At 35.6% G+C, this 13,285-nt stretch carries 10 protein-coding genes; 2 read left to right on the top strand and 8 right to left on the bottom strand.

The features are described 5' to 3' along the window. Positions 1-56 precede the first annotated feature (56 nt). The 3 genes from F6K15_RS26230 to F6K15_RS26220 form a co-directional block, all read right to left on the bottom strand. Positions 57-1,682, bottom strand: coding sequence for a calcium-binding protein (locus F6K15_RS26230; protein ID WP_293066436.1), 1,626 nt, complete (start codon positions 1,680-1,682; stop codon positions 57-59). Between the two features lie 644 nt (positions 1,683-2,326). Next, positions 2,327-3,538, bottom strand: a complete 1,212-nt coding sequence (locus F6K15_RS26225) for an HhoA/HhoB/HtrA family serine endopeptidase (RefSeq protein WP_293066433.1) — start codon at positions 3,536-3,538, stop codon at positions 2,327-2,329. Between the two features lie 1,935 nt (positions 3,539-5,473). Next, a complete protein-coding gene (locus F6K15_RS26220; protein WP_293066430.1) occupies positions 5,474-6,742 on the bottom strand; it encodes a ribulose bisphosphate carboxylase small subunit in 1,269 nt (422 codons plus the stop codon). Between F6K15_RS26220 and F6K15_RS26215 the strand changes: the two genes are divergently transcribed. Together F6K15_RS26215 and F6K15_RS26210 are read left to right on the top strand one after the other, a co-directional pair. Then, complete coding sequence (locus F6K15_RS26215) at positions 6,736-7,908, top strand: transposase (RefSeq protein WP_293066429.1); 1,173 nt, start codon at positions 6,736-6,738, stop codon at positions 7,906-7,908. The two genes, F6K15_RS26220 and F6K15_RS26215, sit on opposite strands and share 7 nt — an antisense overlap. A gap of 589 nt (positions 7,909-8,497) precedes the next feature. Next, complete coding sequence (locus F6K15_RS26210; RefSeq protein WP_293066426.1) at positions 8,498-8,698, top strand: hypothetical protein; 201 nt, start codon at positions 8,498-8,500, stop codon at positions 8,696-8,698. Positions 8,699-8,909: 211 nt separating this feature from the next. Here the strand turns inward: F6K15_RS26210 and F6K15_RS26205 are convergent, their stop codons facing one another. From F6K15_RS26205 to F6K15_RS26185, 5 genes are all read right to left on the bottom strand, one after another. Beyond that, positions 8,910-9,035, bottom strand: a complete 126-nt coding sequence (locus F6K15_RS26205) for a hypothetical protein (RefSeq protein ID WP_293066424.1) — start codon at positions 9,033-9,035, stop codon at positions 8,910-8,912. Positions 9,036-9,513: 478 nt separating this feature from the next. Then, the gene (locus tag F6K15_RS26200) at positions 9,514-9,639 is read right to left on the bottom strand and encodes a hypothetical protein (RefSeq protein WP_293066421.1); all 126 of its coding nucleotides are present in this window, start codon (positions 9,637-9,639) and stop codon (positions 9,514-9,516) included. 1,604 nt (positions 9,640-11,243) lie between these two features. Beyond that, positions 11,244-11,444, bottom strand: a complete 201-nt coding sequence (locus F6K15_RS26195) for a hypothetical protein (protein ID WP_124146093.1) — start codon at positions 11,442-11,444, stop codon at positions 11,244-11,246. A 444-nt stretch (positions 11,445-11,888) separates the two neighbouring features. Then, a complete protein-coding gene (gene nuoK, locus F6K15_RS26190) occupies positions 11,889-12,194 on the bottom strand; it encodes an NADH-quinone oxidoreductase subunit NuoK (protein WP_202219423.1) in 306 nt (101 codons plus the stop codon). A gap of 27 nt (positions 12,195-12,221) precedes the next feature. Then, complete coding sequence (locus tag F6K15_RS26185) at positions 12,222-12,839, bottom strand: NADH-quinone oxidoreductase subunit J (RefSeq protein WP_293066417.1); 618 nt, start codon at positions 12,837-12,839, stop codon at positions 12,222-12,224. Positions 12,840-13,285 lie beyond the last annotated feature (446 nt).

Below are 13,285 nucleotides of genomic sequence, written 5' to 3'. Positions count from 1 at the left end.
ACTCTTCCCTAACTATTTAACCGGACATAATATAACTCCCTATTCTCTCTTCCTTGCTAAATCAAAATTAATCCATTTTGAACTTCCAATTCCGTGACACCAATAAAAATCGCAATTAGATCCCCATCCACAAAAACTCCAGTACCTCCTTGAGTCTCTATAGGAGAAGGACCCAACACAACTCCATCACCACCAAATGCAATAACTACATCACCTTCGAGATTATTAAAATCAACAATTACTCCATAATCACTACTACCTGCACCACTATAAAAAGCAACATCACTATTACCAAAAACAAACGTATCAGCACCTGCACTACCAGTCAAAAAATCAATCTCATTTTCTCCAGACTGACGACCTGCACCAATAATCAAATCATCACCAATACCACCAACAATAGTATCATTACTCAAATCTCCATTTAGGCTATCATTTCCTCCACCACCATCAAGAAAATCATTATCTTTACCGCCAAATATCAAATCTTCAGATTCTCCACCACTCAATTCATCATTGCCCAACTCTCCTAAAATGAAATCTAAATCAAAACCACCATCAACTATATCGTTACCCTTTCCTCCACGAATAGTATCATTACCTGAATTTCCCTCCAGACGGTCATTATCTTGATTACCAAAAATACTATCGTTACCATCATTGCCAAAAATACTATCATTACCTTCATTTCCGGCAATACTGTCATTCCCTATTCCACCATCAAGGCGATCGCTCTCTTCATTCCCAGCAATACTATCATTACCTACATTACCAAAAATACTATCGCTACCCACATTGCCGACCAGACTATCATCACCCCCACCCCCATCTATCTCATCACTACCTTCATTACCCAGGACAGTATCATTGCCTTCACCACCACCTAGAAGGTCGTTATCTTGGTTGCCCAGAATACTATCATCTCCTATTTCGCCATTAATGGTATCAGCTCCTTCATTGCCAAAAATGGTGTCATTGCCTATCCCCGCAAAAATACTATCGCTCCCGGGACTACCAAACAAACTATCTTCACCTGCTTGCCCATCAATTGTATCATTACCACCTAGTCCAAAAACGGTGTCATTGTTAGGAGTACCTTGAATAAACTGGGGAGTATTATTACCAATAATGGAACCTGGTGGAAATTGACCGTCTGGTATAAAAGGAGGTGGAGTAGGAATATTTACACCATCAATAATACTGGTACTATTAACATCTATTCTGCCATTTTCTAGAGTTACAGTTCCAGAAATTGCGATGGGTTGATTTGGCTGTAAATTTAAAGCTATAGCATTAAATTCATCTAATAAATTAACAAAGTATATTTGACCATTAGAATTTAAAATAAATTGGCTATCGTCAACTACAAAACCAACAGTTCCAGATATAGTTTGTAGTCCGACAATTGGTGGTGGAGGTCTGGTCGAATCATCATTAATCAGAATAGTATTGATTAGATTTAATCGATTATTTTCTACATTTACAAATCCTGTTACTGTGATTGATTGACCAATTTGTAAGCCTAAGATTGAAGTATTGAGTTCATCTATGAGGTCAACAAAAAAGTTTTGACCATTGTCAGCGGTCAGAATAAAAGTATCATTACCAGTAATAGAAAATATTGTTCCTGCGACTTCTGTTAATGTTAATTCTAATTGGGAGCTGGTAATAATAGTTGTCATAATTTATGGTTTTAGTTTATATTTGCTGAAGAAGGAAGAAAGAAGAAGGAAAAAGTTGGTGCATCTCATATTTGCAAAGATACTCTTTTCCTATATATTCCTTATTATCTGAAGAAGGAATAAAGAAGAAGGAAAAAGGAAAAAGTTGGTGCATCTCAGTATTTGCAAAAATACTTTTTTCCTATATATTCCCTATTCTCTGAAGAAGGAAGAATTTGGTGCATCTCATATTTGCAAAAATACTTTTTTCCTATATATTCCCTATCCTCTATTCTCTATTGCCTGTTAGCGAAGAATTAATAATTCAATAATTCAATAATTCAGGTAAAAATCCTCCCCTTTCAAGGGGAAAAAAGCGGTCGAGAGATGGCGAGGTCCCCTCGCCATCTCTAATCGACCAAGAGAATAAATTTTTTCCTTTTATTCAATCCTCTTTCTTTTAGGGAGAGGTAATTATCAATTATCAATTATCAATTATTGAACTGTTGTCTACTTCTGCAAAAAGTCTATTCTTTTTCACCAGATGTCTATTAGACATCTCCAAAAATAAAAAATAAAATCAGTTATCGTACAGAAATCATCAATTATTTCCCCCTCCATACCTATTCCCTATTCCCTATTCCCTCTTTTCTAGAGATGTCTATTTATTCCGATTCGACTGAGAGGGGAAAAGTATCGGGTTTCACGAGAATTTTAGCAATCTTACGATTACGAATTACTTCTACTGCTAAATCTTTTCCAACTAAACTTTGTTCTACCTGTTGCTGAACTTCTAATGGACTTTTAACTGCCACTCCACCTACTCTCTGAATTACATCTCCTTGACGTAAACCAGCTTTAGCTGCCGGAGAATCTTCTATAATTCGCATAATCACAACACCCTGATTTTGCTGAATATTCGTGTCTAGTCGTTGATTAATTTCATCTCTGACTTCCGGTGTTAAATCGACCATTGAAATTCCTAAAAATGGATGCTCTACTTTCCCATTATCAAATAACTCATCCGCAATTCTTTTTGCCGTTTCTATCGGAATAGCAAATCCTAATCCTTGGGCATCAGCTCTAATCGCTGTATTGATGCCAATTACTTGACCACGACTATTCAAAAGTGGCCCACCAGAGTTGCCAGGATTAATCGCGGCATCTGTTTGAATAAAACGGACTCGTTTGTCTGGAATACCGACTTGAGAACTGCTACGACCAATAGCACTGATAATTCCTACCGTTACAGTATTGTCTAAACCGAGAGGATTACCAATAGCGATCGCCCATTGTCCCGGAATTAATTTTTCTGATTTGCCAATGGACACTTCTGGCAGACCTGTGGCCTCAATTTCAATTACAGCCACATCTGTTAGTGAGTCTACACCTTTAACCTGACCTTCAAAAACTCGACCATCTTTCAGTGTCACCTTAACTGTATCAGCTCCACTAACTACATGAGCATTTGTAATTAAGCGACCATTAGAATTAATAATTACCCCAGAACCAGTACCACGTTTAACACGCTCTTCTGGAATAGGCAAATTTTCCCCAAAGAAACGTTTAAATAAGGGATTTTGAAAAGCTTCTGGAACTTGAGTTGTTAACTTTTTAGCTGCATCTATACGGACTACTGCTGGACCTACTTTTTCTACTGCCTGAGCTATAAAGTTATAGTTAGTTGGCTCAAGTACAGCATTTTGGGAATTTGAATGTGATGGGTAATCTGTAGGTTGCTGCTTGACTACTGGTATTACATCAGAGTCTATGGTCAAACCTTTGGCTTCGATATAACGATGACCCAACCATCCTGTGCCACCACCAATAGATAATAGAGAAAAATATAAGGTCAATTGTTTGAAGGATAAAGTCATTTTTTTCCTGTTAGATAATTCTTGAGATATAGATATTTAAGAGAAAAGAGGGGTAGAATTGCTTTCTTTCAGGCTAGCAAAAGTAATTCGATTGTTGATATAATTTAAGGACTTTAAAATTATTTGTTAAAGTGAGTGGATTTTATATATGTAATTTTAATAATTCAGCTATCTTCAAAGTTATTTTGGGCTTTGTTGCGCTTGAATGGAAGGTCATTTCAGTTATCAGTTATCAGTTAGCCTCCTCCGGAGGAACTGCGTTAACAGTACCTCTGCAATAAGGAGGCTTGAAATCTGAAATATTCTCTTTTTTTTATCCCCTTAAAAGAGGAGGCGCATACCCATAATTTTTCGGTGATAAAATCTAGATGAGGTAAGCATTTCCTGTGGAATGCTGCGCAAACAGCTATTAGCTGTCAGCTATCAGCAACAAGACTCTCTTCTTAAGGATAGTGTTTAAATTAAAATAGACTTTAAGGACAAGGGAGGCAACTTTTGTAGTAAGACAATTAAATATTGCTTTTATCCTAAACTAAAAGTAATAGCTGACGGCTGAATACTTACTAGATGAGAGTTTGAGATGCTTAACTATACTTACTCCTTAGCTTGTGGCCTTAATATTTAGTAATAACTAATCTTAGCCTACTAATATCTACTAATATCATTGTACTTCTACATAATCAGGCAAACATTTTCTGGGAAGAAGCAAAATAATAAATTAATTTTTATTTTTTTACAATAAACCCTTGGATATCTCCCATAAAAATAAAATTATATCAAGTTCGGTATATCAAAAGAGATTTAGAATTGTTAACGATGTCTGTGTTTTTTCTTCAGCAATACAAGTAAACTGGATTTGTGATTAGAGCGATCGCTTTCTCCAGTCATTTCAGTTATCAGTTATCAGTTATCAGTACCTCTAGTTAAAGTCAAAGGCTTAAATATTGAACTTTATTTGATCTTGGTCTCATGGATATGGCGAGGAGACCTCGCCATCCCTCGACCGCTTTTTCATCCCCTTGAAAGGGGAGGGTTGAGACCTTATTTTTTGGTCAGGAGCCAGGAGGATATGCTTAAAAATAGTCTATCCAGTTCATTTTAGATATTTATTTCTATCGTTTATCCCTTGTTTTCAATATTTACCCCGTCTTCCTTTTTTCCTCTTTTTTCTTCCCTCTTTTTTCTTCCCTCTTTCTTCTTCCTTCTTCCTTCAAATTTTAATCTCTAGTTACAACTTAGAAATTCCCAGAATGTTTGCTGCTTTATTTTTAACTACAGGTTTAGGAATATTTATCTTTGTTTTGTTTACGGTTTTATCAGATTTTCTATTAAAAGATTGGCATGAAAGTTCTGTGCAGAAAGATAGTTAAAATTTAGGAGGAGTCATTTCAGTTATCAGTTATCAGTACCTCTAGTTAAAGTCAGAAGGCTTAAATATTGAACTTTATTTGATCTTGGTCTCATGGATATGGCGAGGAGACCTCGCCATCCCTCGACCGCTTTTCATCCCCTTGAAAGACTATGCTTTATTAACATCTTTACTTAACATAAAAATTGACAAAATAGACAAGTTATGTACAAGCTTTTAAAAGGTTTTTGTCAGAGAAAAAGTGTATTAAAAAGTACATTTTTTTTGATAACTTAAGTAGTTTTTCCTATCTACTATGATTCTTTCTCCCTTCTCCCCTGCTCCCTGCTCCCCACAAGGTTTTCAGGAGTTCCTTATAAGGGATAGCTTGAAAGGGGAGGGTTGAGACCTTATTTTTTGGTCAGGAGTCAGTAGTCAGGAGTCAGGAGGATATGCTGAAAAATAGTCTATCCAGTTCATTTTAGATATTTATTTCTATCGTTTATCCCTTGTTTTCAATATTTACCCCGTCTTCCTTCTTCCCTCTTCCCTCTTTCTTATTTCTTCTTCCTTCTTCCTTCAAATATCTAATTTGGTTTATGAATTATTTTCTCGACTAATCTCCGTTTTACATTAGAGTCAATTCCAATCAACCTCACATAATCATTTTGATGTTCAGCTAAACAATTTTCTACAGCATTAATCACCTCTTGTTCTCCCTCATTTTCGATTTTCCCACAACTTTTCCATGAACCAGTTTTATATCTACGTTTATCTGCATATTCCATTCCAATTTTCAAACCATCTTGGAGAATTTGTTGCACTTTTGCTCTAACTTCTGAACTGAGATTATTATTTTTAACGTTATGATTAATCCTATTTTCTATTAACTGATTAGATGTAGCTGTTTCTGGAGATAAATAGTTAGAATTTGGCGCAACTTTTTCGGAACGCTCTACCTGAGTACCACCGAATAATCGAGATTGATTATATTCTTCAACTAATCGTAATTCTCGAATACGTTGTTGTTCTCCAACCATAATTTTTCCGTATTCCAGAAGATGGGAGAGATTAAAATTAGGTTGGGGAAAATCTGGAACTTTTTCTACAGAATTAACTACCCGTTTGGAAATTTTTTCTATTCCTACTTGATGAATAAAATCACGAATCTGTTCATCATATATTCGACTGCGTAATGCACTGAAAAAATCTATAGCTTGGTCAGAAAATTCATCTACTAAATTTTCAATATCTCTCGCAGAAAGTTGATCAGTTTTAAAAATACCACCTACTATACCAACTCTATCTTCTCGGTTTGGTTCCCAATAAAATTTTTCCATTCGACCATCTCTAATTAAAGGTGCATAGAGAGTAGAAAAATCATTTCCAGTCACAATAATCGGTATTCGATTTAGAGGTGTTTCATCATAACTACCAGGCAATTGTACATTAGTAGGATTATCAGCAATATTCATCAAAGTAGCATTTACTAATTGAGTATTTACCGTATATTGAGTACCCCCATCAAATCTACCAGCACCTGCATCTAAGTCATTAATAAATAAAGCACACATTCGACCTTGAACTTTGATTTTTTCTGATGCTTCTCGATAACGTAAGCGTAATAAACGTGCTGGGTCTCCCGCATCTTTACTTTCTAATTCTCCGCCAGATATTGTGACAGGTTCAATTCCCATTTTTTCAAAGACTAATTGGCATTGAAAGGTTTTTCCTTCTCCTTTTCGTCCGTGTATTCCTAATATTAAAGGTACTCTTACTCTGGGTAAGTCTAAGAAATTTTTGGTAATATGAACTGCTAGTTTATCTATGAATCTGGGTGAGATGTAATATGGCATTTCAGTTATTAGTTATTAGTTGGATTCGCTCTCGTAAGTCGCCGATTAACGCTTGTTCCCTATTTGGTGAGTACATCATTCCTGCAGACCAACCCTATCCCAATTATGCCCGACAATGTCAAGCTCTCACGAAAGCCAAAAAAGATTATCCTGAACTGAAAACTGTTAATGCTCAGGCTTTACAGCAAGTCTTAAAAACCTTAGAGACAGCCTTTGTCGATATGAAACGCAAAGGGATGGGTTTCCCTCGGTTTAAGAAAGCGCGACGAATGCGCTCATTTGTGTTCCCACAAATGCTAAAAAACTGCGTTCAGGGAATTTATTTGAAACTCCCTCAATTGGGGCGAATCGAATATATTAAATCAAGGGAAATTCCTGAAGGGTTTCGGGTAAAACTTGCCCGAATCATCCGAAAAGCCAGTGGTTACTTTGTCGCTCTCTGTTTAGAGTGTGATGTGGATGTTCCCGATGTCCCCCCTCATGGTTATCCCATTGGGATTGATTTGGGACTCGATAAATTCCTAGCCACATCAGAGGGAGAATTAATTAAACGACCCAGATTCTTTAACAGTTTGCACCGCCAGATGAAATTACTGCAACGCAGACTCAAGAAGAAACAGATTGGGTCAAATAACTGGCAAAAGTTAAGCAAGATTATTGCTCGTTTACACGAAACTATTGCCAATACTCGAAAAGACTTCCATTTTAAGTTAGCCCATCATTTATGCGACCAAGCAGGAATGGTTTTTGTTGAAGACCTTAATTTTCAGGCATGGGCAAAAGGAATGTTGGGAAAACATACCTTAGATGCAGGTTTCGGTCAGTTTGTCACAATTCTGCAATGGGTTTGTTGGAAGCGAGGAGTCTATTTCGGGAAAGTCAATAAAGATTATACTTCTCAAATTTGTCCCAATTGCAATGCTCATACAGGGAAGAAAAAACTCACTCAGAGAGTTCATTCTTGTCCTGAATGTGGTTATATGACTCATCGAGACGTGGCCTCCGCGCTGATTGTGAGAAATAGAGGGGTGTCTGAGGTGGGGCGCATCTTGGACGTTAAAGAAGTTGCCTGGGGAGGCGGTCTGACGGGGACTGGAAACGGTCTAGTTAAGAGCCTAAGAAACAGGAAAAAGGGTGGAGAAGGGTGGATTTATCCCGCTTCGTAACATCCGCCTGAGAATCCCCGTGCATTTATGCCGGGGAGTACGTCAATTTTATTCCTACTATTAGTTTTTTCCTGATGTAGTGCTAATTTATGCAATACACATAAATGTATTTTTGTCAATTGCCAGTTAAATAGGTTGGAGAAAATTAGTTAGTCATCCTTCAAACAATAAAGAGCGATCGCTACCTAAAATAACGACAGAATAAGGGTTTACAAGTTTATTTTTCCATTAAGCAATAAAAATCCCGTGGATTATAATTAAATTTACCATATCACGAAATTGAGAAAAATCGCTGAAAGTATTGAAAATTTGTTAGTTTATTCACCAATATTATTGTCAGAGATTGATAACAAAGTTTTAAATTTTAAAATACACAACCTGAAAAGTATAATTAAAACTTGTTAAAAATCTCTGACTACCATTGAGACAAAGATTTTGAGAAAAAAAAGACATCTATTTGGTATCTTTGTCCGCGATTAAATTTTTGGGCGTTGCTGAGTGGTAATGATTTTTAGATTAAGTATCAACGTAAAATATAAACTTTTTCTTAGTTGAATAAAAAGTCATGCTTAGGGGCGAGCAGCACCCAATGATTACATCATATCATAACTTTTTTGGAGATGCAACGAGAAATACCTTGCCGTTTTTTGGAGCTTCACAGGATGATGATTTTCTGGATTTGTGCATAAGTAATTTCAATCTATTCATGGGGATGAAAATTTTTCCTGTTGCCAGTTCTTTTTCGAGTGCTCCACAGAATGATAATTTGTCTGATGCTTTGATGGTGTGACTATCTCCTCTATATGTATTCAGTGGCGGAATGCTGTTTTTGTGTTGAATAAAAAGTCATGCGTAGGGGCGAGTGACACCCAATGGTTACATACTATTATAATTTTTTTTGAGGATGCAAGAGGAAAATCCTTGCCATTTTTTTTAGAGCTTCACAGAATGATTACTTTTCTGGATTTGTGAATATAGCGTTGGCGGAGCAAGTGCGGTAGCTACATCGCTTCTACATGAATAATATCGGTACTGTTGATGGGGCGGGCAAGTTTTCCGATGGTTACTTTTTTCTCTAAATGCTTCACAGAATGATTACTTTTCTGGTGCTTTGATGGTGTGAGCATCTCCTCTATATATATTCAGCAACGAAATGCTGTTTTTGCGTTGAATAAAAAGTCATGCATAGAGTCGAGTTACACCCAATGATTAAATTGTCTCATAATTTTTTGGGGAGTTCAAGGGGAAATACCTTGTCGTTTTTTTTAGAGCTTCACAGGATGATGATTTTCTGGATTTGTGAGTGTAGCGTTGGCGGAGCAAGTGCGGTAGCTACATCGCTTCTAGATGAATCATAATAATATCGGTATTGTTGATGGGGCGGGCAAGTTTTCCGGTGGTTACTTTTTTCTCCAAGTGCTTCACAGGATGATCAATTTTTCTGGTGCTTTGATGGTGTGAGTATCTCTTCTATATATATATTCAATAACGAAATGCTGTTTCCTTGTTGAATAAAAAGTCATACATAGGTTCGAGTTACACCTAATGATTAAATTGTCTCATAATTTTTTGGGGAATTCAAGGGGAAATACCTTGTCGTTTTTTTTAGAGCTTCACAGGATGATAAATTTCTGGATTTGTGAGTATAGCGATCGCTTCTAGATGAATCATAATAATATCGGTATTGTTGATGGGGCGGGCAAGTTTTCCGGTGGTTACTTTTTTCTCCAAGTGCTTCACAGGATGATCAATTTTTCTGGTGCTTTGATGGTGTGAGTATCTCTTCTATATATATATTCAATAACGAAATGCTGTTTCCTTGTTGAATAAAAAGTCATCCGCAGGGGCGAGTTATACCCAATGATTAAATTGTCTCATAATTTTTTGGGGAATTCAAGGGGAAATACCTTGTCGTTTTTTTAGAGCTTCACAGGATGATAAATTTCTGGATTTGTGAGTGTAGCGTTGGCGGAGCAAGTGCGGTAGCTACATCGCTTCTAAATGAATAATATCGGTACTATTTATGGGGTGAGTATCTCCTCTATATGTATTCAGTGGCGAAATGCTGTTTTAGTGTTGAACAAAAAGTCATGCTTAGGGACGAGTTACACCTAATGATTAAATTGTCTCATAATTTTTTGGGGAATTCAAGGAGAAATACCTTGCCGTTTTTTTTAAGCTTCACAAAATGCAGATTAATCATCCGTGTATCCGTGGTCAAATCCTTGTCTAGCAAGAACTTCTCCCACTCTGAAAAAAACTTTTTCAACGTTGCTCAAATTTAATAGTAAGTAGCTGAAAGTAAAATTGAAAAACTTATATTCAGCAAACCCTACTTAATCTAAAAATCATTACCACTCAGCAGCGCCAATTTTTGAGTTACGAGTCGGTAGTGGAATAGAGGCAACACAGAAATATTTTCATTTTGTGTAGCTTCTGCAAATCTTTCCATCTATACCTCCTAAGTGGAAGATCGCCAACATTTTCATTTTGTTAAGCTTATCATCGGCGCGTCAAAGGATTTCCGCTTCCATACTCACAATTTTTGTGATATCATAAAACTTATAAGGGTTTGCTCGCCCCTACGCATGATTTTTTATTCAACATATTTTCCTAACTGAGAGACAATCAAATCTTCAGGAATTTTTCCCAGGAGCAATACCAAAAATATTTTCATTCTGTGAAGCTTCCATAAATAGTGGTTTTTTCTCATCAAATCTTTCCATCAATAACTCCCCAGTGAAAAATCATCAACATATTCATTTTGTTAAGCACCCTAAAAAATGCGGCGTGCCAAAGGTTTTTTGGTTTCATACTCACAATTTTTGTGATATCATAAAATTTATAAGGGTTTGCTCGCCCCTACGCATGATTTTTTTATTCAACATATTTTCCTAACTGAGAGACAATCAAATCTTCAGGAATTTTCCTAGAAGCAATACCAGAAACATTTTTATTCTGTGAAGCTCCCATAAATAGTGGTTTTTTTCATCAAATCTTTCCATCAATAACTCCCCAGTGGAAATCATCAACATATTCATTTTATGAAGCTTCCCAAAAATTGTGCCAAAGGTTTTTCGGTTGTATCCTCATAATTTTTGTGATATCATAAAACCTATAAGGGTTCGTTCGCCCCTGCGCATGACTTTTTATTCAACTAAAAATAGTATAGTTTTGATTGCGATCGCTCAGGTTGCAGAAAAAAAGTTAATGTAAAAAATACGATTAGGGTTCTATAGAATGTGGAGTCCTTGAAGTTTTCAAACAAATTAAAAAACCCAATTTCTTTTGCTACTTGAAACTGGGTTTTTGAATAAAAATAAATATAAAAATAACTAAAGAGTTTGTCGAGAAATTAACTTTTCAAAATGAGCTTGAGTTTGTTGTAACATTTCCTCGCGACCATCTTTTGCTTGATTAAGAGAAGGAACTAAATTACGAGCGTGTAAAGTCATGTGAAATTGTAAATCAGCCACATATTCACTAACATCTTGATGTAAAGAACAAGATGGATATTTTTTAATTTCTGAATTCAAAGTTTTTTCCTCCCCTAAATTATTTGAACTTGTTTCTGATTAGAAACGGTAGCACAGAAATTATTTTATGTTGCAGCTTAGTAACGAAGCTTAATATTTTTCAGTAAATAAAATTATATTTCTTTACATAGTATTAAAAAAAAATTTTTCGACAATAAATAGTTACCGAAAAATTGTGGTTTAAATCCTCCTCTTTTAAGAGGATAAAAAGAAAAAATTTCCTTTGAGTCAATCCTATCAGTTTTAAAGGAGAAGTAATTCTAAATTCTTAATTCTTAATTCTTAATTATTGAAATCCAGATGCACAGGGGGATATTTAAAACTGCTCAAACAAAACATTTTATAGTATTAAAAAGTAAGCATTCAAAGATTATCAACTCAAGCTGAACGCTGTTTGCGGAGCATTCCGTAGGAAATGCTAATAGCTGAATGCTTACCTTAAAATTACCACTTTAATAAATTAAACTGTTCCATATCTACCGTGTCACGGTTACGATAAATTGCAAGAACTATCGCTAGACCAACTGCAGCTTCAGCAGCAGCAACAGTAATTACAAATACAGTAAATACCTGACCTTTAATATTCTGGGAATCTAGAAAATTAGAAAAACCCATCAAATTTAGATTTACAGCATTAAGCAGTAACTCAATAGACATCAGCACCCTAACTGCATTGCGACTGGTAATTAAACCATAAATACCTATACAGAAAAGTGCTGCGGCTAATAACAAAAAATACTCCAGTTGCAATTGCATAAACTTATCAACTCTTTGAATTTAATTATTAGAAATTTCGCTAGAACCAGACACTAATTCACGGGGACGTTCTGGCAAACTTAAAACAGGTGTTTGAGGAATATCAGTCGGTACTTCATCAGGCAAAATATCACGACGAGCCAAAATAATAGCACCCACCATTGCCATTAACAAAAACACAGAAGCAAGTTCAAAAGGAAGTAAAAAATCACTAAAAAAGTGTCTACCAATTAAAACAATTGAACTTTCTGTATTAGCAATACTAGCACCAGGAATTGACCAAGAAGTAGATAATACCATGGTACTTAGTAAAGCAAATAAACCAACGCAAACTAAACCTGTAGCTATTTTTCTAAACCAAGCATTAGGCAAAGCTTTAAAATCTTCTCGTTTATTTACAAGCATAATTGCAAATAAAATCAAGACATTAACAGCTCCAACATAAATCAAAACTTGGGCAGTAGCCACAAAATCAGCATTTAATAAAAGGTATAAACCAGAAATACTCATAAATACTCCACCCAACAAAAATGCTGAGTAGACAATATTAGAAAATAACACTACTCCCAAAGCAGCAGCAATCATCATTATGCTTAATAAAGCAAATGAAACAAATTGAACTCCTTGCGCTAAATCCACTTTTTATTCCTTTAGAGATTTGTTTATTTTGAATGATATTTCATCTTAAGCATTCAGCGGTCAGCTATCAGCTATCAGCTTTATTACCTTACAAAAAAGGAGAAAAAAGCAATTGATAAATTTCAAAGAATTAAAAGTATGGGCAAAAAAAGTCCATCACTTAACCTTAACAGTTTATCAAGCCACATCTACATTTCTTTTCATAGAGTTGAAAATGTAGTAGAAGTTAAACGAATGCTTACTTCATTCATTCAAAAGCTGTTTGCGTAGCATTCCAAAGGAAGAGCTGACCACTAATAGCTGAATCTTACTTCACAACAGAGGCTTCAAGGCGCGAATTATTTAATTATTAATTATTAATTATTCGGTAAAAATCAAAAATCAAATCAATTATTATCCATAAATTATCAATTATTTCTTTCTGTTGCCTGTTGCCAGATGAGCTG

This window comes from Okeania sp. SIO2B3 (assembly GCF_010672525.1).
Classification (GTDB): domain Bacteria; phylum Cyanobacteriota; class Cyanobacteriia; order Cyanobacteriales; family Microcoleaceae; genus Okeania.
The sequence above is the reverse complement of the archived record's forward strand: the minus strand, read 5'-3'. Positions and strand labels throughout refer to the sequence as shown.

Bases quoted from the DNA above. Each gene is read 5' to 3' on its own strand.
- F6K15_RS26230 (WP_293066436.1), bottom strand. From the start codon at position 1,682: ATGACAACTATTATTACCAGCTCCCAATTAGAATTAACATTAACAGAA.
- F6K15_RS26225 (WP_293066433.1), bottom strand. From the start codon at position 3,538: ATGACTTTATCCTTCAAACAATTGACCTTATATTTTTCTCTATTATCT.
- F6K15_RS26215 (WP_293066429.1), top strand. From the start codon at position 6,736: ATGGCATTTCAGTTATTAGTTATTAGTTGGATTCGCTCTCGTAAGTCG.
- F6K15_RS26220 (WP_293066430.1), bottom strand. From the start codon at position 6,742: ATGCCATATTACATCTCACCCAGATTCATAGATAAACTAGCAGTTCAT.
- F6K15_RS26210 (WP_293066426.1), top strand. From the start codon at position 8,498: ATGATTACATCATATCATAACTTTTTTGGAGATGCAACGAGAAATACC.
- F6K15_RS26205 (WP_293066424.1), bottom strand. From the start codon at position 9,035: ATGCTCACACCATCAAAGCACCAGAAAAGTAATCATTCTGTGAAGCAT.